General features: G+C 63.1%; 16 protein-coding genes. 12 read left to right on the top strand and 4 right to left on the bottom strand.

Annotated features, from left to right (window positions below):
- The first annotated feature begins 40 nt into the window (after positions 1-40).
- The 8 genes from secG (at position 41) to BUS42_RS36695 (ending at position 10,907) form a co-directional block, all read left to right on the top strand.
- Positions 41-481 (top strand): preprotein translocase subunit SecG, encoded by a 441-nt coding sequence (gene secG, locus BUS42_RS36735; protein ID WP_074316061.1) that lies wholly within the window; start codon positions 41-43, stop codon positions 479-481.
- Positions 482-592: 111 nt separating this feature from the next.
- Positions 593-1,459, top strand: a complete 867-nt coding sequence (locus BUS42_RS36730) for a YicC/YloC family endoribonuclease (protein ID WP_254054058.1) — start codon at positions 593-595, stop codon at positions 1,457-1,459.
- Positions 1,460-1,567: 108 nt separating this feature from the next.
- The gene (gmk, locus tag BUS42_RS36725) at positions 1,568-2,152 is read left to right on the top strand and encodes a guanylate kinase (protein WP_074316057.1); all 585 of its coding nucleotides are present in this window, start codon (positions 1,568-1,570) and stop codon (positions 2,150-2,152) included.
- A 7-nt stretch (positions 2,153-2,159) separates the two neighbouring features.
- Positions 2,160-2,429 (top strand): DNA-directed RNA polymerase subunit omega, encoded by a 270-nt coding sequence (locus BUS42_RS36720; protein ID WP_074316055.1) that lies wholly within the window; start codon positions 2,160-2,162, stop codon positions 2,427-2,429.
- A gap of 166 nt (positions 2,430-2,595) precedes the next feature.
- The gene (locus tag BUS42_RS36715) at positions 2,596-4,896 is read left to right on the top strand and encodes a DNA translocase FtsK (protein WP_074316053.1); all 2,301 of its coding nucleotides are present in this window, start codon (positions 2,596-2,598) and stop codon (positions 4,894-4,896) included.
- Positions 4,897-5,628: 732 nt separating this feature from the next.
- Positions 5,629-6,048: a hypothetical protein gene (locus tag BUS42_RS36705; protein WP_074316048.1), complete on the top strand. Its 420-nt coding sequence runs from the start codon at positions 5,629-5,631 to the stop codon at positions 6,046-6,048.
- A gap of 327 nt (positions 6,049-6,375) precedes the next feature.
- The gene (locus tag BUS42_RS36700; protein WP_074317480.1) at positions 6,376-9,468 is read left to right on the top strand and encodes a PSD1 and planctomycete cytochrome C domain-containing protein; all 3,093 of its coding nucleotides are present in this window, start codon (positions 6,376-6,378) and stop codon (positions 9,466-9,468) included.
- Between the two features lie 29 nt (positions 9,469-9,497).
- Positions 9,498-10,907: a DUF1501 domain-containing protein gene (locus tag BUS42_RS36695; RefSeq protein ID WP_254054057.1), complete on the top strand. Its 1,410-nt coding sequence runs from the start codon at positions 9,498-9,500 to the stop codon at positions 10,905-10,907.
- Between the two features lie 86 nt (positions 10,908-10,993).
- On the opposite strand, the gene BUS42_RS36690 is transcribed toward BUS42_RS36695, so the two are convergent.
- The gene (locus tag BUS42_RS36690; protein WP_254054056.1) at positions 10,994-11,623 is read right to left on the bottom strand and encodes a histidine phosphatase family protein; all 630 of its coding nucleotides are present in this window, start codon (positions 11,621-11,623) and stop codon (positions 10,994-10,996) included.
- Positions 11,624-11,780: 157 nt separating this feature from the next.
- Here BUS42_RS36690 and BUS42_RS36685 point away from each other — a divergent pair, with 157 nt between their 5' ends.
- From BUS42_RS36685 to BUS42_RS36675, 3 genes are all read left to right on the top strand, one after another.
- Positions 11,781-12,428 (top strand): adenylate kinase family protein, encoded by a 648-nt coding sequence (locus tag BUS42_RS36685; RefSeq protein ID WP_074316042.1) that lies wholly within the window; start codon positions 11,781-11,783, stop codon positions 12,426-12,428.
- A gap of 118 nt (positions 12,429-12,546) precedes the next feature.
- Complete coding sequence (locus tag BUS42_RS36680) at positions 12,547-14,793, top strand: OPT family oligopeptide transporter (RefSeq protein WP_074316040.1); 2,247 nt, start codon at positions 12,547-12,549, stop codon at positions 14,791-14,793.
- A 55-nt stretch (positions 14,794-14,848) separates the two neighbouring features.
- Positions 14,849-16,939 carry a S46 family peptidase gene (locus BUS42_RS36675; RefSeq protein ID WP_074316039.1) on the top strand — a complete coding sequence of 697 codons (2,091 nt, stop codon included), beginning with the start codon at positions 14,849-14,851 and terminating at the stop codon, positions 16,937-16,939.
- 229 nt (positions 16,940-17,168) lie between these two features.
- Here the strand turns inward: BUS42_RS36675 and BUS42_RS36670 are convergent, their stop codons facing one another.
- From BUS42_RS36670 to BUS42_RS36660, 3 genes are all read right to left on the bottom strand, one after another.
- Complete coding sequence (locus BUS42_RS36670) at positions 17,169-17,690, bottom strand: hypothetical protein (protein WP_074317478.1); 522 nt, start codon at positions 17,688-17,690, stop codon at positions 17,169-17,171.
- Between the two features lie 141 nt (positions 17,691-17,831).
- Positions 17,832-19,112: a glycosyltransferase family 4 protein gene (locus BUS42_RS36665; protein WP_074317476.1), complete on the bottom strand. Its 1,281-nt coding sequence runs from the start codon at positions 19,110-19,112 to the stop codon at positions 17,832-17,834.
- A complete protein-coding gene (locus BUS42_RS36660; protein WP_074316037.1) occupies positions 19,109-20,218 on the bottom strand; it encodes a glycosyltransferase family 4 protein in 1,110 nt (369 codons plus the stop codon). The genes BUS42_RS36665 and BUS42_RS36660 overlap by 4 nt, the downstream gene beginning before the upstream one ends.
- 827 nt (positions 20,219-21,045) lie before the next feature.
- On the opposite strand from BUS42_RS36660, the gene BUS42_RS36655 reads away from it, so the two are divergent.
- Positions 21,046-22,329, top strand: coding sequence for a beta-ketoacyl-[acyl-carrier-protein] synthase family protein (locus tag BUS42_RS36655; RefSeq protein WP_074316035.1), 1,284 nt, complete (start codon positions 21,046-21,048; stop codon positions 22,327-22,329).
- The last annotated feature ends 170 nt before the right edge of the window (positions 22,330-22,499 follow it).

Genomic DNA, 22,499 nt, shown 5'->3' with positions numbered 1-22,499 from the left:
CCTTTATTTTTAACACCCTCCTCGCGGAAGGACTCTCGCCGTGAATATCCTGATCGGCATTCTCGATTCGCTGTTGATCCTTGCGTCGTTCTTCCTGATCTGCCTGGTCCTCATCCAGCGCGGTAAAGGAGGAGGCCTGGCGGGCGCATTCGGCGGCATGGGTGGTTCGAGCGCCTTCGGTACCAAGGCCGGAGACGTCTTCACCAAGGTCACGATGAGCGTGGCCGCTTTCTGGATCGTCCTCTGCATGCTGATGGTGATCATCTCCAACCGGGGTGGCGACTCCGCCTGGGGAAATGATTCCGGGACCTCGAAGGTCACCAAGGGGGCGGCTTCGACCACGGGCACCAAGTCGAAGAAGTCGAGCGGTGCAGACCTTAGCTCCACCCCCGCGCCGGCGATCCCGAGCGGAACGTCCACCTCTCCCCAGCCGATCGAAGTCCCCGCGGTTCCCGCTCCGATTCCCCCCACGAAGAAGTAAGGGGGGATGAGGGGCCGACCCCTCTTCCTCGTTGATTTTGGCTTTTTTCGAGCGCGCGCCTTCCTAACATTCATTCCCTGAACCCGCCATGAGGTCGAAGTGCTCCTGAGCATGACCGGATTCGGAGAGGCCAGGCTTCAAGAGGAGCGCTGGACGGTCAGCGTCGAGATCCGGACGGTCAATAACCGCCATCTCAAGTTGAGCGCCAAGATCAGTGACCCCTATGGTGCGCTCGAGCCCGATCTCGAGCGGCTGGTGCGCGAGACGATCCGCCGTGGGACGGTGCAAGTGGTCTTACGGATCGACCGCCCCCGTCGGGTTGAGGACTACCGCTTGAACGTGGTGGCGCTCACGAGCTATCGCGACCAGCTCGACGCCTTGCAAGGGAACTCGTCGGTGTCGACCCCGCTGAGTGCGCTTTTGGTCTTGCCCGGCGTGGTCGAGGAGCGCAAGCCCTCCACCGACGACCCGCACCAAGACTGGCCCGCACTCTCGGGTGTGATTTCGCAGGCGCTCGTGAAGCTTCAGTTGGCGCGGGCCGAGGAAGGCAAGGCGATGGCCAACGAGCTGCTCGTGCTCGGCAAGGCTGTGGCGACCCACCTCGACCAGATCGTCACGAGGGGGCCCGAGGTCGTCGCCGCCTATCAGAAGCGGCTGATCGAGCGGGTTCAGAGCCTTGTCGAAGGGCAAGGGGTCACGATCGAGCCCAAGGACCTGATTCGCGAGGTCGCCATCCTCTCCGAGCGGGCCGATATCGCGGAGGAGATCGTCCGGCTCCGCGCCCATCTCGCTCAATACATCGACGTGATCCACGAGCCCGAAAGCGCGGGGCGCAAGCTCGAATTCGTCGTCCAGGAGATGGGACGCGAGACCAACACGATTGGCTCGAAGGCCAACGACGTCGAGATCAGCCGGTGCGTCGTCGAGATCAAGGGTCTCCTGGAAAAGATCCGCGAGTTGATTCAGAACGTGGAATGATCGATCGCCCTCCCAAGAATCGATTGTGTCATCACTCGATTTCATGGATGAAAGATCAATTTTGAAGTCTCTTGTGTGTTGATATTGGATCCCTTTCCGGAATTTGCGATGGATGACTGGGAGAATTTGCCCGGCCGGTTGATTGTGGTCTCAGGGGCTTCGGGCTCTGGCAAGAGCACCCTGGTTCGGCTGGCGCTGCAGCGTCCGGAAGTGAAGACGCGACTCTCGATCTCCGCGACGACGCGTGCTCCTCGGACCGGCGAAGAGCACGGCAGGGAGTATTTTTTTCTGTCGCGTCAGGAGTTTGAGGCGCAACGCGAGCGCGGGCAGTTCCTCGAGAGTGCCGAGGTCCACGGGAATCTTTACGGCACTCCCGCGGGGCCGGTCCGCGACCAACTGGCAAAAGGCGAGTGCGTGCTTCTCGAGATCGACGTCCAAGGGGCCCTGCTCGTCAAGGAACGCGTGCCGTCGGCCTTGCTGCTCTTTGTCAACGTCCCGAGCTTCGCGATCCTCGAATCACGGTTGCGCGATCGTGCCACCGACAGTGAAGAAACGATCGCTCGCCGTCTGGCCAATGCACGGTGGGAACACGAACAAGTCCACCGCTACGATTTTTCATTGATGAATAGCGAACTCGACCAGGCCGTCAACGACCTGGTCGCCCTGCTTGTCCAACATGGTTGTGGAGGTTGATCCCCCGATGCTCGAAGAACTGAAGGAAGAATACATCGTCAACAAGGTTGGCGGCCGGTTCAAGCTGTCGACCCTGATCCAGAAGCGGATGATCGCGCTCAACCAGGGCGCACGGCCGTTGGTCGAATCGCGAGGCGCCGACAAGATGGCGGTCGTGATCCAGGAGATCATGCAAGATAAAATCTACCTCGATATGTCGGGCAACCTTCAGAACACCGAGCCGACCGAGGAAGCCGAAGAGGGCGGCACCGTCGATCTTACCCAACCGTCAGAATAGTCGCATCAGGCCCACAGGCGCATGATCCGCGGCGGGAATTTGAAAGCTGTTCGCTCGTCGCTGCCGATCTGAAGTAGACGGGTCCGGGACTTGGACACTCGCGCAACGGCGCGCGGGGCAGGTCATCCCCGGACTCCCTCATCTTCAGGCGCGCCGAGGAATCTTCATGCTTGATCGACAGCGACTGACGCGCAACGGTCCGGCGTCGGCCTTCTTGCTGGCGATCATTTTTCTGGCTCTGAGCCTGGCTCACTACGACCCGGCCGACCCGCCCGGTCACTCGACCGAGCCGGTCCGGACGTCGCCCGCCAACCCGTGCGGTCCGGTCGGGGCCGCCTTGGCTCACGTCCTGTTCACGTCGGTGGGCTGGACCTCACTGCTGGTCGTCTTCGGCCTCGCGGCGATCGACCTCCTCTGGTTCGCCCGGCGGTCGGTTGCCGAGCGAGTCGGCCCCGCGGCTGGCTTCGCCTTGTTGACGGCCGTGACGGCAGCACTTGTTCACAAGTACGGCAGAGACCTCGATCCACGACCTCTGGTGGGGAGTGGGGGTTACCTCGGTGCGCTGGCGGTGGCCTTCTTCGAGGGGCAGTTCGGCCTGCTCGGGATGCTCCTGATTCTCGCGGCGGCCGGCTTGGTCGGTCTCTCGCTCTGTGCCGAGGCCCTCTTCGTCTGGCCGTTTCAAGAGGTGGTTCGCGTCCTCGGCATCAAGGCCAGGCGGAAGCCGGTCGAGGCGGCCGAGCCGATTCCCGCCGCGAACCCGGCGATGCTGATGCCGGGCAACTTCGCGCTGGTGGACACGACGACGCGGCTGGCCCCGATCACCTCGCGACCTGCGCTGAGTCGCCCGCCATCGCCTGACGAGTTGATTCCCGACGCGGGGGCTCGCGGTCTCAATCAGCCCACCGTGACCAAGCCGGCCGTTGCGAATCCGTCCGCGCCGATTCCGTCCGCGCCGGCCGGGGGCGGTTACCAGCTCCCGCCGCTCGAACTCCTGGAACCACTTCCCTCGTTCCCGGTCCACGAGCACGAGGCGAAGATCAACGCGCGGGCGTTGCTGGTCGAACGGACCCTGCTCGACTTCGGCTACAACGTGCGAGTCGTCCAGATCGATACCGGTCCGGTGATCACCCAGTTCGAGATCGAGCTGGAAGCGGGCTTGCGGGTCTCTCGGATCATCAGCCTGGCCGATGACCTGGCGATCGCGATGGCGGTCCCCAGCGTCCGGATCGTGGCGCCGATCCCGGGCAAGACCACGGTCGGGATCGAGGTCCCCAACGAACTCCGGGCGATGGTCAAGCTCGGCGAAGTCGTCACGGAGATTCATAACCGGAACGACAAGCTCAAGATCCCCCTCTTCCTGGGCAAGGACGTCAAGGGGGCCCCACTCGCCTTCGACCTGGCCGACATGCCCCACTTGCTGATCGCGGGACGAACCGGAACCGGTAAATCGGTCTGTCTCAACGCGATGATCCTCTCGATCCTGATGACCAAGCGCCCGGATGAGGTGAAGCTGATCCTGATCGACCCCAAGATGGTCGAACTGTCGCAGTTCAAGAAGATCCCGCACCTGATGCACCCGGTCGTCACCGACATGAAGAAGGCCGAGTCGCTCTTGTCCTGGGCCTGTGACAAGATGGACGAACGGTACGGCTACCTGGCCCGGGCGGGCGTCCGCAACATCCAGACATACAATCAGCTTGGTGCCGACGAAATCTACTCGCGTCTCCGCCCTGAAGACGACGAGGAGATGGCGCGGATCCCGACGTATATGCCGTACATCGTGATCATCGCCGACGAAATGGCCGACCTGATGATGACGGCGGCCAAAGAGGTCGAGTCGCACATTGTCCGCCTGGCACAGAAGGCCCGTGCGGTCGGGATGCACCTGATCGTCGCGACCCAGAAGCCGACGGTCGACGTGATCACCGGCCTGATCAAAGGTAACCTGCCCGCGCGAATCGCGTTCCAGGTGGCGAGCCGAGGTGACTCGCGCGTCGTGCTCGACGAAATGGGCGCCGACAAGTTGCTCGGCAATGGTGACATGCTCTTCCTCTTCCCCGGCACCTCGCACATCGTCCGGGCGCAGGGGACGTACGTTTCCGACGCCGAGGTCAATCGGGTCTGTCAGTATCTCGAGCAATTCCCCGCCGAGTATAGTCGCGAGCTGGTGCAGATGCAGGTCAGCGGCGGCCCCGGTGGTAAGGAGCGAGGCGCGGCCCTGAAGGAGCGTGACGAGCTCTACGAACCGGCCATCGAGATCATCATTCGCGAAGGTCGCGGCTCCTGCTCCCTCCTCCAGCGTGCCCTCGGCATCGGCTACGGCCGCGCCGCTCGCTTGATCGACTTCATGGCCGAAGACGGCATCGTCGGCGAATTCAAGAGCGGCTCCGCGCGAGAGGTCCTCTACTCGTGGGACGAGTGGGAAGCCCTCAAAAACGGCGGTGAAGTGGCGGCCGGCTCCGTGTAAAGTATCCGGCACCCGATGGTTACTATTTGACAGTTGCTGAGTTTTGGAGAGGACGGGATTGAGACCTCCTCTCTGGGTACCAGTCGTAGACCTCGCCTTTGCAGACCTCCTCCACTCGTGCCACAACGGTCTACCACGCACCACGGCTACGGGCGTCCCTTCACCATACCAGTAGAAAATGATGGCTCGATATCGATTGCTGAGCGGGGGACACGTCGGAACGCCTGGGCCCGGGAACAGGCCTCAACCCTCGCGGTCCTCACTGGGATGCGGAAATGAGGTCAGGATCCGAGCTTGAAGTGACCACCATGATTCGACTTGATTCGATCCTGGTATCATTATCCGTTAGGGTGAGCAGATTGACTGTAGAGGCGTTCAGACGTCTGTGTCGACCTGTTTTGCGACGGCCAAGAGGCCTTTCGGATTCTCGACATAGAATTCGGCGAATCCGCAGATACCGCAGACTCGGGCCAAGAAGGGGTGAGTGATTGGCCTCTTGAAGACTCGTGCGCCCGGCCTGCGATAAGCCAGGGCGGAGACGGCGCCCGTCGGCAAATTGTCGGAGATGACAGGGATATCGGTGAGAATCTCGGTCGACCCGCATTTTGCGCAAGACAGACCCATGTTGGTTGAATCTCTTGTCTAAATATGTTTGTGTTTCGTGGTTTGGTCGTTTCGTGGCTTGTTCCAGTGTACCATCCCCTCCGCGGCTTAGCGATTAGGCGGTGATCAATGCCTGAAGTGAAGCCGGTCCAGGTACGGGCACCGGAAGGGACGCTTCTGAATGGCACGTTCGTCTTGTGGGACGAGTCGCCGGACGATCCCGTTACGGTTCGCCTGGAATTGTCCTTCAATGGAGCAACGGTTTCCGCCGACTCGGAAGAAGGTTACTTCGACGCCCTCTGTCAGATCCGGCAGGTTATCGAGCCCGATGGCTATCGCCTCCTTTGCCTGGGGGCCAGCCGAGGTGTATACCCGTCCCGCATGAGTCGAGGGATGGGCACTGGGGACTTGGCGTACAAGTTGGAGAAGGGCAGAGCCGCCGCCTCCAAGGATCTGGTTTCGATTTTCTCTTCGAATGAGTCGCTTGTTTCTGTGACGATCGGGGAGCAGCAGGCTTACTTCGACGAATGGCTGGAAAGCTTGCGATGAGCCGTCTGCGGTCCTGGGTTTGAGTCCAAGCCGGGGAACGCCGCGGAAGTAGGTGGCTTCGCGCGGGTGAAGCCGGGTATTCTACACCAACCGCGACTTCCGATTCGTCCCACCACGAAAGCATCGCAATCCCGATCGAAGCGACTTTGGAATGTCCTGATTGCGTTTGACAGGAAATAGCGTCTTGTCGATCTCCACTCGAGGTCCGTGGCCGCTTGGGAACTGTGATTCGAGAGGATGCCCGCACAACGGAAACCGCGAGCTTATGGCCTGCCGGACGCTTGCCTTTGGCTTTCCGCGAATTGACTCGATGGTTGTGAGGTGCTGATGACCCGAGGAACGGTCCTGAGCAGCTTGGTCTTGGGGATCATCTGCCAGAGCATGGCGCTGGCCGATGATGGGCCGTCGACGCCCTCGTTCGACCGGCAAGTGATGCCGCTGCTGAAGGTCCGGTGCGTCAAGTGCCACGGGCCGGCCAAGCGGGAGGCGAAGCTGAGCCTGGCCTCGCCGAATGGGCTCGCCCGGGGTGGGAAAACAGGAGACCTCGTCGTCGCGGGTCGGCTCGACGAAAGCTTGCTCTGGACGCGGGTCGCCGATGAGGAGATGCCGCCCGACGAGCCGCTGACCGCGGACGAGAAGCGGATCCTCGAGCGCTGGATTGAAGCGGGGGCGCCTGGTCTGCCGAAGCTCGTCGCGGGAACGCCGGAGGCGGCCGACCACTGGGCGTTTGCGCCGCTCGGCTCGTCGACTCTGCCGGCGGTTCGCAGCCACCCAGGCGCCGCGAATCCGATTGACCGGCTCCTTCTGCCAGAACTCGAGGCCGAGGGACTGACCCTGGGGGCCGGGGCCGATCGGTCGACCCTGATCCGTCGCGTCAGTTTTGACCTGACCGGCGTTCCACCGACCCCCGCGGAGGTGGCGGCCTACCTCACCGACGACCGCCCCAACGCTTATGGGCGAATGGTCGAACGCTACCTGGCCTCACCGCGGTATGGCGAGCGCTGGGGTAAGTACTGGCTCGACGCCGCCGGGTATGCCGACTCCAACGGCTACTTCGCGGCCGACAGCGACCGGCCCCTCGCCTACCGTTATCGCGACTACGTGATTCGCTCCTGGAACCAGGACAAGCCGCTCGATCAGTTCGTCCGCGAGCAACTGGCCGGTGATGAGCTTTCCGGTTTTCGGCCTGGCTCCCCGGTGACGCCCGAAGTGGTTGACCAGCTTGTCGCCGGGCACTACTTGCGGAACTCGCAGGATGGAACCGGCGAGAGTGACGGCAATCCCGATGAGCTTCGCGCCGATCGTTATGCGGTGCTCGAAGGGGCGATCGAGATCCTCGGGTCCTCGCTGTTTGGGATGACCTTCCAGTGTGCCCGCTGCCACGACCACAAGTTCGAGCCGATCACGCAGCAGGATTATTATCAACTGCAAGCGATCCTCTACCCGGCGTTTCCGGTGGACGGCTGGGTCAAGCCGAACGAACGGGTGGTGGAGGCGCCGGTCCCCGCGGAGTTGGCGGAGTGGACCGCGCGAACGAAGGGGATCGATGGTCAGATCGCCAGTTTGAAAGCCGCGTTTCGGGTCTGGTCGGAACAGAACCGCAGCAAAGGCGATGTGCGGTTCCAGGACGCGTTCGACGACACGCCGGGTCGACTGGCACCGCGTTGGATCGCCAAGGCTCCGGCGGATGACATGCCGTTCGGGACGCCGCCGGTCAACATCGACTCCGAACTGGTTCCTGGGGCCGTCGTCAAGGACGGCACCTTGAAGATCCTCGAGTCGGGAACGGGGGGCAATCGTTTTCTGTCGACGAGCCAGGCGTTCGACTGGACGCCCGACAACGTCGGCGGGTGGATCCAGGTGACGTTCGACCTGGTTGCCCGCAAGGTCAAGGAGGATGGCGTTCCGGCCGCGCGGGTCGGTTATTACCTTGCATTGGCGGATTATCAGGATAAGACCCCCGCCAAGGGGGGCAATGTCCTGATCGACGGAAACCCGTCGGGAGGGGCCGAGGTCCACGTCGACTACCCGGGAGCGGACTCGCGCGCGGTCGGCACGATCGGCGGAATCGGCTACGAGCCGGGGCATCGCTTTGGCGTGCGGATTACGAATCAAGGAGAAGGCAAGTTTCGCCTCGAACATGTGTATGATTGGCAGCCCGAAGGGCGCGCGGTAACGCTCACCGCGGCTGACTTGCCCGACGGAGGATTTGGCTTCGAATACTGCTGTGACCGCAGCTTCGTGGTCGACAACCTGCTCATCGAGGGGGGGGAGCAGGCGCCCGAGGATTCCAACGCTCAGGCTCGGAAGGCGAAGCTCAAAGAATACACCGATGCGTTGAAGTCGCTCGATTCGAAGCGGGGCGGGCGGCCAGGGAAGATCGCCTGGGTTCACGACCTCAAGACCACTCCACCCGAGGTTCACCTGCTGCTGCGGGGAAACTACGCGAGCCGGGGACCGGTGGTCGAGCCCGGGGTCCCCTCCGTTCTGCGCGACTCGGATCACCCATTCCAGGTTGTGCCGCCGTTTGAGGGGTCGTCATCGACGGGCGCAAGGCTGGCGCTGGCGAACTGGATCACTCGGCCTGGGTCGCGGTCGTCGGCACTGCTGGCCCGGGTCACGGCCAATCGCATCTGGCAGTACCACTTCGGCGTCGGATTGGTCGCAACTCCGGAAAACCTCGGTTATTCGGGTTCTCCTCCCACGCATCCGGCGCTCCTGGACGAACTCGCCAGAATCCTGGTCGACAGCGGCTGGAGTGCCAAAGCCCTGCACCGGCTGATCGTGACCTCAAACGCCTACCGCCAGGTAAGCAGCCCGGACGCGAAAGGCGAAGCACGCGACCCTGACAATCGTTTGCTTGGGCGCTACCCGATGCGGCGGCTCGATGCCGAGGCGATCCGCGACGCGATGCTCGCCGCTTCGGGTGAACTCGACGGGCGGATGGGAGGCCCCTATGTGGCCGCCAATCGCAACGGGAATGGTACCGTCGCGGTCGACGAGTCGGTCGATGGGGCCCATCGGCGCTCGGTGTACCTCCAGCAGCGACGAACCCATGTCGTCGGTGTGCTCGAAGACTTCGATGCACCCTCGATCGTCATCAACTGCACCCGGCGCAACGCGACCACCATCCCCTTGCAGTCGTTGAGCCTGCTCAATTCCGACTTCGTGCTCGCCCGCTCCCGTGCCCTGGCCAAGCGGCTAGAGCGTGAAGCCGGTCCGAACGCTGAGGGCAAGATCGCTCACGCCTTCCTCGTCGCGGTCGGTCGGCCGCCGACCGAGGAAGAGCGGGTTGCGGCAATGCGGTTCGTCGACGCCCAGCCGGCCCACTACCCGGGGCAGGCCGACGCGGCCGAACGTTCCTGGGCCGACTTCTGTCAGGCACTCCTGGCAAGTAATGCCTTTTTATACGTGGAATGATTGAATTTCAGGCCGGGAGGGATCGGGCAATGGGCGTCTTCGGACACGACGACTTCCGCCACAATCGGCGCGCCTTCCTGAGCCGCTTCGCCGGAACCTTGGGATCACTGGCGCTGGCGGATTTGCTGGCGATGGACGACCGGTCGCTCCACGCCGCGCCCGTGGCAGCCTCAAAGCCGCCGCGCGCGAAGTCGGTGATCTGCCTGTTCCAGCATGGCGGGCCGAGCCAGATGGACCTGTTCGACCCGAAGCCGGAACTGACGCGCTGGGATCGAAAGCCGTACCCGGGAAAGCTCGAGGTTCACTTCGACAGCCAGAAGGGAAACCTGCTCGCCTCGCCGTTCTCGTTCCGGCCTCGCGGCGAGTCGGGCCTCGAACTCTCTGAACTGCTCCCGCACACCGCGCGAATCGTCGATGAGATCACGCTGGTGCGTTCGATGTCGACGGAGTCGGTCGACCACGAGTCGGCGCTCAGGCTGATCCACTCAGGCAAGTTCCAGGCCGGGCGGCCAACGTTGGGTTCGTGGCTGATCTACGGGCTTGGGTCGGAGAACAGGGAGATGCCCGCCTACGTGGTTTTAACCGACCCGGGCGGTCTGCCGGTCGATGGTGTCCGCAATTGGACCTCGGGCTGGCTGCCGGCGGTCTATCAGGGCACTCCGTTTCGCTCGGGGGCCGCGCCCGTGCCCAACCTGATCACCCCCGAGGGGGTGACTCCCGCGGCGCGGACAGGGCAACTCGGGTTCATTGATGAGTTGAACCGAATCCACTTGCGCAAGCATCCGGGTCGATCTGAGCTCGACGCTCGGATTGCGAACTTCGAGACCGCCGCGCGGATGCAGACTGCCGTTCCGGACGTCCTCGACCTCTCGGACGAGACCGCGGAGACCAAGCGGCTCTACGGTCTCGACCGCGACGAGACGCGTGAGTACGGCACGCGCTGCCTGCTGGCGCGGCGGCTGGTCGAGCGCGGTGTCCGGTTCGTCCAACTCTTTCTCAGTGGGCAACCCTGGGACACCCATAGCAAGAACGCCGAGACGCTCAAGGGGCTCTGCACCCGGACCGATCAACCGAGCGCCGCGCTGGTGTTGGACTTGAAACGGCGGGGCTTACTCGACTCCACGATCGTGCTCTGGACCGGCGAATTCGGCCGCCTCCCGATCTCCCAGGGGACCGACGGTCGCGACCACAACCGGCACGCGTTCTCCCTCTGGCTGGCTGGCGGCGGGTTCAAGCAGGGTTACTGTCATGGCGCCACCGATGAGTTCGGCTACAAATCGGTCGAGAACATCGTCACGGTTCACGATCTCCAGGCCACCCTGCTCCACTCCCTGGGGCTCGACCATCGTCGGCTCACCTACCCTCACGATGGCCGGGACGATAGTCTGACCGATGCCGATGTGACCAATGCGCAAGTCGTCCATAGCCTCCTTGCCTGAATGCTAATATCGGTATGTGGTGCTGATTGCTTCCCGTTGGGTGGGAACCTGGCAAGATTATGCCAGGTGTTTGATCTCCAGGCGGTTCAGGTCGACGCGGGCGAATGATTCTCAGCCGATTTCCGATCGAACTCGACGGCGGACCAGTGGGTTCCGTCCCATCGCAGGTCATTCACCGCGACGAACTCGATGGGGACTGCCGCGAAATCGGTCAACTTCAGTTGGTCCACCAGGCTGCAGAGCAAGACCCGGATCACCACACCGTGGGCCACGACCACGATCGTTTGACCGCGATGCCGATCGGCGAGGGCCTCGAACGGGGGAATCGTTCGAGCCGCCATGGCCGCGAACGATTCTCCACCTTCGTGGGTGTAGTCGAGGTCACCGGCCATCCAGTGGGTCATCGCCTGCTGATAGGTCGACCAGCCTTCAGCCTTGGGCTGACCGCTGAGCGGGCCCATCCGCCGTTCATGAAGGGTTTCGATCACCTGAGGCACAAGCCGGCACGCCCTCGCGATGGGTGCGGCAGTCTCGCGGGCGCGGAGCATCCCGGACGAATAGACGGCGACCGGTTCGATCGTGGCGAGGTCGAGGGCCACGGTCGCGGCCTGGGTGCGTCCTCGGTCGCCCAGGGCGATGTCGGACTCGGCGCCGTGAAAACAGTCGGGGGCCGATGTCTCGGCGTGGCGGAGGAGAAGAATGCGGCTTTCCGGCAACGGCTTGCTCCGTGGGTCAAGAGTTCGGATCATGGAGGGAGTGGGTAAGTTGTGGAATTCTCGAGAGTTCGGGTTGTCGATCGGAACGCCCCCCCCCATGATGGTTGCCACTGCTCCTGGTGATCCATCCCCCCATACGTCTTGTCGAGGACTTGCGATGGCCGACTCCCACAAGTATCGGACGATTCTGCTGTTCGGGATGCCTGGAAGCGGTAAAGGGACCCAAGGGTCGGTCCTCGGCCAGTTGCCCGACCTCGTCCACGTTTCGATGGGGGATGTGTTTCGTAAGATCCCGAAGTACGGCCACTACGGTCAGCAGATCGCCCACTTCACATCGAGCGGAGCGCTCGTTCCCGACGATCTGACGGTCAAAATCTGGGAGCGACACGTCCAGATCCTCGAAATGCAGGAGCTGCTGCTGCCCGACCAGCACACCCTGATTCTCGATGGGCTGCCGCGGAACTACTTGCAGGCCGAGCGACTCGACCACATCCTCGACGTGGTCCAGATCTTCCACCTCGTGATCAACGATACGGTCAAGGCGAGCGAGCGACTCAAGGCCCGCGCCTTGCGCGAGAATCGGCTCGACGACATGAACGAGGAGGTCATCAAGCGGCGGCTCAACACCTATTATGAGGAGACGTTCAAGACCCTGAGCTTCTACCCGCCGGAAACGGTCTACGAAGTGGATGCGAGCCTGGCCCCGCTCGAGGTCCTTCGCCAAATCGTCAACCGCCTCTCCGAAATCCAGCAGAACCGCTTGCCGGGCCGGCGGCCTTCCGCCATGTCCGAGACGGTTGGGTAACCCCCTCGAGCGAGGATGCACCTCCCTCCGCAGCCCCTTTGCGACGTTCGGCTCGACGCTGTAAGGTGGAGACGTCGCAGCCTGGGAGGCGCATGCTTCGTACTTCGAGGGAGATGAGATGTCGGTTCACACACCCCCTCCGGCCGAGACCCCGAGCGAGGGACTCGGCTCGGCTTACCCTGTCCACAAGCCCTACATCCATGCCAATACCGAGATGGACGAGCTGACCTGGTCAGCCGTTCTGCTCGGCGCGATCCTCGGGATCGTCTTCGGGGCGTCGTCCCTCTATCTCGTACTTCGCGTCGGGATGACCGTATCGGCCTCGATTCCGGTCGCCGTGCTCTCGATCACGGTCTTCCGCGCCTTCTCCAAGATCCTCGGGACGCGGCCCGCCACGATCCTCGAGAACAATATCGTCCAGACCGCGGGGTCGGCCGGCGAGTCGATCGCATTCGGCCTCGGCGTGACGATGCCCGCTTTGATGATCCTCGGCTACGACCTGGATATCGTTCGGATCATGCTCGTGGCCGCGCTGGGCGGCTTGCTCGGGATCCTGATGATGATCCCGCTCCGCCGCGCCTTTATCGTCAAGCAGCACGGGTCACTGACCTTTCCCGAGGGGACCGCCTGCGCCAAGGTCCTGATCGTCGGCGAGCAAGGCGGCTCCAGCGCCAAGACGGTGTTCGTCGGCTTTGGGCTCGCCTTCGTCTACCAGGTCTTGATGCAATCCCTGCGGATCTGGCAGGAATATCCCGCCAAGGCGATCAAGGGGTTCAAGGGGGCGGTCGTCTCGCTGGAGTCGTCCCCCGTGCTGATGGGGGTCGGCTACATCATCGGCTTCCGGATCGCCTGCGTGATGGTGGCCGGCGGCATGATGGCCGCGTTGGTGTTAACCCCGGCGATCGCCTTCTTCGGCGGGGCCGCCACCGAGCCGATCTTTCCGGGCACCAAGCTGATCTCCGCGATGAGCCCCAAGGATATCCGCGACGCCTATATCCTCTACATCGGGGCCGGGGCCGTGGCGACCGGCGGCATCATCAGCCTGTTCCAGGCCCTGCCGCTCATCGTCTCATCGATCGGCTCCGGCTTGCGCGACATCCGGCTCTCGAAACGAGGTGGGGCCGCCGAGCAAGCCCAGCGGACCGACCGCGACTTGCCGCTCTGGATGGTCGGGCTCGGTTCGATCGCGCTCGTGGCCGCGATCGCTTCCACGCACCTGATGCCGACCGATCTCCCGGGGCGACTCGTGGGGGCGGCGATGGTCGTCCTGTTCGGGTTCCTCTTCGTCACGGTCTCGTCCCGCCTGACCGGTGAGATCGGGTCGTCCTCGAACCCGATCTCGGGGATGACCGTGGCGACCCTGCTGCTCACCTGCCTGATCTTCGTCCTGATGGGTTGGGTGGGCCCGTCCTATCGCCTGGCGGCGCTCTCGATCGCCGGGATCGTCTGCATCGCGGCCTCGAACGGCGGTACGACCTCACAGGACCTCAAGACCGGCTTTCTGGTCGGAGCCACCCCTCGGTCGCAGCAGATCTCGATCCTGGTGGGCGCGTTGACCTCGGCGGTCGTGATCGGGTTCACCCTGCTCTTGCTCAATGATGCGAGCACCGTCACCACGGGCCGCGCGGAGTACCTGCCGACGGCCAAGGTCGACGTGGCCACGCTGACCGAAACGACCACCTATCAAGATCAGTCGTACCACGTCTGGCGGGTCGTCAACCCGATCCCGGGCGCTCAGCCAGGAAAATACCTGGTAGACGACCAGGGACAGGCTCGTTTCCTGATCGATCCGGCGATCAACGGCCGGGTCGATACCCGTGACGACGGGTCGAAGGTCGTGAAGTACGATGCGCCCAAGGCGACCCTGATGGCGTTGATCATCGACGGCATCATGACCGGTAAGCTGCCCTGGAACTTGGTCTTGATCGGCGTTTTCATCGCGATTGTGATGCACTTGGCCGGTGTTCCGGCCTTGGCGTTCGCCGTCGGGGTCTATCTCCCGTTTTCGACTTCGGCGCCGATCTTCGTCGGTGGCCTCGTCCGCGCGGTTGTTGATAAGATCAAGCGGACTCCGGCCGAAGAGTCGGACTCGAGCCCGGCGGTCCTGCTCTCGAGCGGATACATCGCGGGGGGCGCAATCGCGGGGATCCTGATCGCGACCTTGGCGATTATTCCGCAAGCCTCGAAGCTGCTCGATCTCTCGACTCGCCTGCCCGCTCACTGGAACGGAAGTCCGTGGCCTTCGATCGTCGCATTCTCATTCATGACGCTCGTGCTCTTCCTCGTCGGTATCGGGGTGTTGCTCCGTAGCGTCGAGTCCCCTGCCGTCAGCGAAGGCGTCAAGGGCCGTGAAGAAGACCTCTGACACGGGCTCATTTCGCCGTTCTTGATCACTGAGTTAGCACTGAGGATATCAAACGATGAGTGCGCGCCAACAGATCTTGGCCTTGTCCGTGATCTCTGTTTTGTGTGGGGGAGGGACCGTGGTCGCTGACGAAGGGATGTGGGTCTTCAACAACCTGCCGTTGAAGACGTTGAAACAGCGGTACAACTTCGCGCCGACCCCGGCCTGGATTGAGCGACTCCGCTCCTCGGCCGTGCGGTTCAATAGCGGAGGCTCGGGCTCCTTCGTCTCGGCCGACGGCCTGGTGATGACCAACCACCATGTCGGCGCCGACATGCTGCAGAAGATCAGCACGGCCGGCAAGAACTATCACAAAGCCGGGTTTCTGGCGAAAACGCGAGCCGACGAGATCAAGGCCCCTGACCTTGAGCTGAACGTCTTGGTGGAGATTCAGGACGTCACCGACCGCGTCCTGGCCGCGGTCAAGCCGGGCATGGGTGATTCGGAAGCGGGGACCGCCAAGCGGAAGGCGATGGCGACGATCGAGAAGGAGTCGCTCGACAAGTCGGGCCTCCGGAGCGATGTCGTCACGCTCTACCAAGGAGGGCAGTACGCGCTATACACGTATAAGAAGTATACCGACGTTCGCCTCGTCTTTGCCCCCGAGTTCGACATCGCCTTCTTCGGCGGCGACCCGGATAACTTCGAGTTTCCCCGCTACGACCTCGACGTCTGCTTCTTCCGCGCCTACGAGAATGACAAACCCGCGCAGCCCAAGCATTACCTGAGTTGGAGTGCCGCCGGGAGCAAGGACGGCGACCTCATCTTCGTCGCGGGGCACCCGGGCAAGACGAGCCGGTTGAACACCGTCGCCCACCTGGAATACCTCAGAGACGTCTCGTTCCCCTTCTCGCTCGAGATCCTCCACGCCCGCGAGGCGTTCCTGGCGGAGTACGGCAAGAAGGGGGCCGAGCACGCCAGGCAGGCGATGGATGAACTCTTCGGCTATCAAAACTCCCGGAAGGCCCGCGAAGGGGGTCTCAAAGGCCTGAAGGACGAGGCGCTGATGGCCCGCAAACGCGAGGCTGAGGTCACGCTCCGTGATCGGATCAAGGCCGATCACGCGGCTCAGGCGGCCTACGGATCGGCCTGGGACAAGATTGCGGCCGCGCACCAGGTCTCGACCAAGATCGCCAAGCGGTTCAACTTCCTCGAGCGTGGATTCGCTTTCGACTCGGCGCTCTTTCACGTGGCTCGGACCCTGGTTCGTCTCGCTCAAGAACAAGAGAAGCCGAACGGCGACCGCCTGCGCGAGTACCGCGAGTCGGCGCTCGAGTCGCTCCAACTCGCCCTCTTCTCCGACGCGCCCATCTACCCTGAGTTCGAGGAGGCCAAGCTCGCTCACTCGTTGGCGTTCTGGAAGAAGGGGATGGGGGAGAACGACCCATTGGTCGCCCGCGTCCTCCATGGGCGGACCCCCGAAGCGGTGGCCAAGGAGTTGGTCGGGGGCACCAAGCTCGCCGACGTCTCGGTGCGTCGCGCCCTGGCGAAGGGGGGATTGAAGGCCCTGCTCGAACTTGACGACCCGATGATCAAGCTGGCGCTGGCAATCGACGCCGACGCGCGTACGCTCCGGACTCAATACGAGGATGAAGTCGAGGACGTCCTCTCCGCGCAGTACGCCGGGATCTCCAAGGCGACCTTCGAAGCCCAGGGCGACTCGGTCTACCCCGACGCCACGTTCACGCTCCGGCTTGCCTTCGGAACAGTGAAGGGCTACGAGGCCGGGGGCAAGTTCATCCCCCCCTACACCACCATCGGTGGCGCCTTCAAGCACGCGGACGCCCATGGCAATACGACGCCCTACGTGATTCCGCCGAGCTGGCACCAGGCAAAGCAAGAAGGCCGATTGAACCTTGAGACCGCGATGAACTTCGTCTCGACGGCCGACATCATTGGCGGAAACTCGGGGAGCCCCGTCGTCAACCGCGACAACGAGGTCGTCGGCCTCATCTTCGATGGCAATGTCGACTCACTCGTCCTCGACTTCGCATTCGACGATCGGTCCGCCCGGGCGATCTCGGTCGACTCGCGGGCGATCTTCGAGGCCCTGAAATCGGTCTATCACGCAGAGGAGCTCGCGGGCGAGCTCATGGGTAAGCATTGATCCCACCGGCGGCAGGAAGGGCGACGGCGACGAGCTGACTCGAAAAAGTGCCGCTCCGGGCCGTTGAACTTGCGACTCTCCCCTCATCGGCGTGACCGTTGGGGGGAGAGTTTTGTTTTGATTCGTAAATTTGAACAAAAATTGATTCTTCGCCCTGGCTTTATCCCCATCGGCCCGCCGGCTCAGAGGACTCCGGGCGGGCCGCCCGGCTGAATCGCTGACTTCGAGGTTAGCAGACCTTCGAACGGATGGTCTTGTCGTCGTCATCATTGGCGGGCTTCCTCATTCCTTTCGCCAAGCCGGGGAAGAGGATCGACGGGTGGGCATCCCCTTCGTCCGACGGGCTGAGCGTCGAGCCGGTCAAGAGTGCGAGCTGATCCTCGAGAGTGGCCAAGCGACGGACCATCGCGACGTAGTCCCACCCGAAGGCCATGGTGGTCTGGATCTGATCGGCCAACTCGTCCTGCCGCGCGCTCAGCAGATCTTGACGCAACGCCAACGCTTCGTTCTGCTGACCCAATTCGTGGGCCAGATCCCGGTGCTGTCGCTTCATTGCATCCGCATCAATGCGCAAGGCGAACACTCGGTTCTCGTGGTTGTCCAGCAAGTCGGCGAAGTACTGGAAGATTTCCACTTGCCGGAGGAAGATCGGGCGGAGCACCCTGCGCATCATGCGTCGGGCCATGACCACGAGACCACGCGGGCCCTTGAGGTTGTGAGAACCTGCGTTATAGAATGCAAAATCTTGCATGAAAATACTCCTTCCTTGGAGTCGAGTGGGCACCGCCGAATCGGCCTTGGCGGTCGCCTTTGGATCGCACGCCCGGGTCGAACCGTCCGTGTTCAACGCGGGGATGCAACAGGGGGAAAGGACAATCACGTGCGTCGTCAATTACGCACAATAAGGTTCTTGGATGAGTATGCTCGTCAACTTCTCGGCCAGGAGGGCAAGCCGGTAGACTTCGTCGGTGGTCCCTGCCCCGTCACGAGTTTGCCGAGCGGCCTTGGTCAGGATCTGTTCGATCCTCGGCAAGAGCTTGTCCAGGTGGAAATCGCGGCGGACCGCCAGGGCGCCTCGGCGGCCGATCGGTTCGAGGTCGACCCGTCCATCAAGGATCTCGCCGAACATGTGGGCGAACCCGTCGCTGGTTCGGGGCACCTTGAGGCAATGGACGCCGTGGACTAGCCACTCGCTGTTGCCGCTGAGGATCGACATGACCGTGACGCAACCGCTCGGGGCGGCCTCGAGCGGGGCAAAGGCACACGGTTCACGGAGCCGCGCGGGGAAGGCGAATATGTCGTAGTCTTGATAGGCAGCGATCAGGTCGGCCTGTTTCAGACTACCTCGTAGTTTCACGAGCCCGCTGAGGTGGTTCGTCTTGATGAGGTCGCCGTAGAAGCTGTCGTTGACCTGTCCGAAGATATCGAGCGAGAAATTTTCACGACCCTGGTCACGCAAGGTGGCGGCCGCCTTGATGAGCAGGTCCATCCCCTTGTCGTAACAGCGGTCAATATGGGCGGCGGACGCCACGATTCGCAACGGGCGATCGCCCTGGTAGAACTCGGAGCGGAGCGGCGGAATCGGGCCGGCAACCCAGTTGGGCACGATCTCGACCTCGCCCTGGAGCCGAATTCCCCTGCGCTCGATCTCATCGACCAGTTGCTGGCTGCACGCGATCGTGTGCCCGCGCAACTGCCGTTCGATTTCACGAGCCAAGGCCGGAACCACCCGATTATCGAGCTGACAGAGCGTGGCAGGCACGTCGTCCATCAAGTGCCAGACCCAGGGCACCCGCAGATGGTGGAGCGCAGCCATCAGGCCGAGCCCGCCGATCCCGGTCAGCATCCAGACGTAGGCGACGTCGGGCTCGAAGTCGTCGAGTTCGGCGAGTAACGCGTGAACATTGAACGCGTTGATTCGATGCGATTCGGATTCGTCGAGGAGTTGAGTCACCGTCGCGCAGCGTGACATGTGGTAATCGACCCACATGTCCGTCAGTCGGAGCGTCCGGCGCACGTGAGGAGGGCTGGCCACCGGCGTCCGAGGCGCGGTGGTCAGGACGCGCACCTCGTGGCCGCGGGCCCGGAGATTTTCGACCACCTGACGGCAGCCCATTTCGTAGCCGCCCAGGGCGTCGGGAGGATAGAGGTTGCTGATCACCAGAATCTTCACGCCGCCACCTCCCATGCGCGGGCGATCAAGGGTTCATAGACGTCGACCAACCGGGCGCCTGCGACCCGGTAGTCGTACTCCTGCTCGACGACGAGCCGGGCCTGCCGGCCCATCGTTTCAACCAGTTCGGGGTCGGCGGCAAGCCGACGCAATTGCGCGGCGAGCTCGGCGGGATCGTCGAAGACGAAACCGGTCTCCCCCTCGCGGATGAACTCGGGCATCGCCGCGACTCGCGAGCTGATCGCCGGCGTCCCGCAGGCCATCGCCTCGAGAATCGAGAAGCCCATCAACTCGGGGGCGCGATGCATGTTGCCGTAGCAATCGACATAGACCGAGGGCAGGATATTGGCCCAGGCCTTGCGATAAAGCTCGAGGATTCGGTCATCATCGGCATCGGTGATGAACTCGATTTGCTTGCCGACCGCCGCTTCCTGAAGGCGTTGGAAGAACACTTCGTCGTACGGGCGGCCGCAGACGGTCAGAGGAAGCTCGGGCGGCATGGCCGCGACGAGCTGGTCGATCCCCTTGTGCGGCAAGAGCCGGCCGACGAAGAGGACGCGGTCGCGTTTGACTGGCCGCGGTGGCGGAGTGAACCGTGACGCATCAACGCCCCCTTTGATGATCTCGATGGGCGTCGAGGTCTGAAAGAAGGACGCGGCGAAGTCCGACTGGGCGATGATCTGGTCGGCCAGGTCGAGGATGCCCAGGTGCTGGACGAACGGGCTGGAGGTCCCGCCGTGGTCGGTCACGCAGATCGGCTTGCGGAGCTGCTTGGCGACGAGCAGGCCCAACTCGGAACAGCGCGTGTAGGCCTGGTGAATGTGCACCAGGTCGGCGTCGGCCAGGGCCTCGGGAAGCTCCCAGGAAACCATGTCCAGTGGGTGCGCCGGCTTTCCGGCCGCCGTCAGGATCCGGAACGAGACGCCAGGCGCGATCTCCCTTCGGAACGAGGTGGGCCCGAACGAAACCAGCTCGACCTCATAGTTTCCCGCCGAGCTTTCAACGACCCCCTTGGCCAGATTCAGAGGGTATCGTTCGCCGCCTCCCAGATAACACTGTTCGTCGAAGTAGAGAGGCGCCAGGTAGGCGATCTTCCTCACGCTCATCAACCACCTCTATGTTCGCGGTCATCCCGTGTGGAACGCGATTCCAACGCGACCAAGCTCGCAACGGCTCGTGCGAGTGGCTCGGAGGAAATGTTCTGCATGCTTTGAATGGCGATCGAAGAGGTGCAAACCTGGAGGCAGACGCCTTCTATCCGATGGCCCCAAGTCGGTCAAGTCCAGTCGAGCCAAGGTGAAGCGTATTTGGCTCGCGAACCGTCTTCATCGGCGACTTGACCGGGGCGCTCAGCGGCCCTAATCGTCGGTTCGAGCGAATCTTCGCGTGCTGCCCCGTGTCACCGTGCTGGCCCTGAGCCGTTGGACTTGGTCTTTCTCTCGTATTGAATCATGTACAACCTGTGGCACCCAACGGCGATTGCAACACCGCGGTTACCGATCAGATAATCAAAGCAAACCGAGACCAACGGCTGAGTCGGCCTCCGCCCCAGAAACGAGTGTAGGTCTGAACAAAACAACAGACATGAATGAGTCGGGTCGAATCCACCGCGTCGATCGTGCGGGAGATCCGCTCCCGAACGAAGACCGAGCCAGGTCCGCTCCCGCAGGGGCGGGTCGACTCGCCGACACCGAAACCGCGCGGGGCGTTGATTTTGAATTACGGTCGTCATATTATTTGTCGCGTTCTGATTCACTCCGAGTGGTCGTTCAAGCCGAAACCTTGGGGGGGGGAGTCGAGTTGCGGATCGCATACAATTGCGGGCTTGGAACGCTCGACTTGCGGGATCGTAGGGTGTGGTAGGGCCGGTTAGGGTCGGCTTTCGAGGCCGAGGTGCGAGCAAAAGGGCCGTTAGGCTGCTGGGGAGAGACGCGTGCAACGACGAGTGGTAGTGACCGGGATGGGGATGATTACGCCAGTGGGGCGCGATGTCGAATCGTCCTGGCGTTCGCTGTGCGAGGGGCGCGGAGGGGTTGGACCGATCACTCTGTTCGACGCGTCGACGTTCGCCACGCGGATTGCGGGCGAGGTCGCAGGGTTCCGCCTGGGGGATTACCGGACGGATGCCGACCGGTGGGTCGAGTACAGCCGGACCTCGCAACTCGCGTTGGCCGCTGCGACGATGGCGGTGACTCACGCCGGGATCAGTGATGCTGCGTTCGATCCGACCCGCTTTGGAGTCTACCTTGGCTCCGGAGAAGGACAGCAGGACTTTGACCGATTCGTCGACCTCGTCTACAGCTCGAGTGCGGAGGGCCAGTTCAATCCGGCCAAGTTCACGAGCTACGGGATCGAGCGACTCCAGCTGATCAGTGAGGCGGATCAGGAACATGGAGGACCGGCCGGGTACCTGGCGGCGGTCTTCAATGCGCGAGGGCCGAACTCGACCTGCCAGACCGCATGCGCCGCGAGCGCTCAGGCCATCGGCGAGGCCACGGAGTTGATTCGCCGTGGTGACGCCGACGTGATGCTCGCGGGGGGCACTCACAGCATGGTTCACCCGCTCGGCCTCACCGGGTTCATCCTGCTCACGGCGATGTCGACCCGCAACGACGATTATGCGACCGCCAGCCGCCCGTTCGACCGTCACCGCGACGGCTTCGTGCTCGGCGAAGGGGGCGGCATGCTCGTGCTCGAGGACTTGGAGCATGCCAAGGCCCGAGGCGCGACCATCTACGGCGAGGTGGCCGGGCACTGCTCGACGGCCGACGCCTTTCGCCTGACCGATAGCCACGACCAAGGGCGAGGCGCCATTGCGGCGATGCGCGGCGCAATGACCGACGCAGGGATTGACCCCTCCGACATCGGCTACATCAACGCGCACGGCACGAGCACGCCCTCCAATGACTCAATCGAGACCCTGGCGATCAAGCGCGTCTTCGGCGATGACGCCTATCGACTTCCGATCTCGAGCACCAAGAGCATGACGGGCCACCTCGTCTCGGCCGGTGGGGCCGTCGAAGCGATCGCCTGCCTGCTGGCGATCCGGGACGGCGTCTTGCCTCCGACGATCAACCTGGAGAACAAGGATCCGGAGTGCGACCTCGACTATCTGCCGCACGAGGCGCGCGAGCAACCGGTCGATGTGGTGCTCTCGAATAGCTTCGGATTCGGCGGTCAGAACACCGCCCTGATCGTGCGCCGATTCACGGATTGATCGCGTCCGACCGACCGCGATCGGTGGTCGTCCCCCCTTCGATATCCGCCGTCGAGGGGGAAGACTTCCCGGATTCTCGCGAACCTGAACCTCAAGCCACGCGTCAATCGACCTCGAGCACGCGGCGCCCGACCTCAGTGCGCTTCGACGAGCTTGCGGGTCGAATGCAT

Source organism: Singulisphaera sp. GP187, from assembly GCF_900129635.1.
GTDB lineage: Bacteria > Planctomycetota > Planctomycetia > Isosphaerales > Isosphaeraceae > Singulisphaera.
Note: the sequence above shows the minus strand (reverse complement) of the source record. Positions and strands in the feature narration are given on the sequence as shown.

Coding starts and splice junctions, on each gene's coding strand:
- BUS42_RS36730 (WP_254054058.1), top strand. CDS start 593: ATGACCGGATTCGGAGAGGCCAGGCTTCAAGAGGAGCGCTGGACGGTC.
- gmk (WP_074316057.1), top strand. CDS start 1,568: ATGGATGACTGGGAGAATTTGCCCGGCCGGTTGATTGTGGTCTCAGGG.
- BUS42_RS36720 (WP_074316055.1), top strand. CDS start 2,160: ATGCTCGAAGAACTGAAGGAAGAATACATCGTCAACAAGGTTGGCGGC.
- BUS42_RS36715 (WP_074316053.1), top strand. CDS start 2,596: ATGCTTGATCGACAGCGACTGACGCGCAACGGTCCGGCGTCGGCCTTC.
- BUS42_RS36705 (WP_074316048.1), top strand. CDS start 5,629: ATGCCTGAAGTGAAGCCGGTCCAGGTACGGGCACCGGAAGGGACGCTT.
- BUS42_RS36700 (WP_074317480.1), top strand. CDS start 6,376: ATGACCCGAGGAACGGTCCTGAGCAGCTTGGTCTTGGGGATCATCTGC.
- BUS42_RS36695 (WP_254054057.1), top strand. CDS start 9,498: ATGGGCGTCTTCGGACACGACGACTTCCGCCACAATCGGCGCGCCTTC.
- BUS42_RS36685 (WP_074316042.1), top strand. CDS start 11,781: ATGGCCGACTCCCACAAGTATCGGACGATTCTGCTGTTCGGGATGCCT.
- BUS42_RS36680 (WP_074316040.1), top strand. CDS start 12,547: ATGTCGGTTCACACACCCCCTCCGGCCGAGACCCCGAGCGAGGGACTC.
- BUS42_RS36675 (WP_074316039.1), top strand. CDS start 14,849: ATGAGTGCGCGCCAACAGATCTTGGCCTTGTCCGTGATCTCTGTTTTG.
- BUS42_RS36670 (WP_074317478.1), bottom strand. CDS start 17,690: ATGCAAGATTTTGCATTCTATAACGCAGGTTCTCACAACCTCAAGGGC.
- BUS42_RS36660 (WP_074316037.1), bottom strand. CDS start 20,218: ATGAGCGTGAGGAAGATCGCCTACCTGGCGCCTCTCTACTTCGACGAA.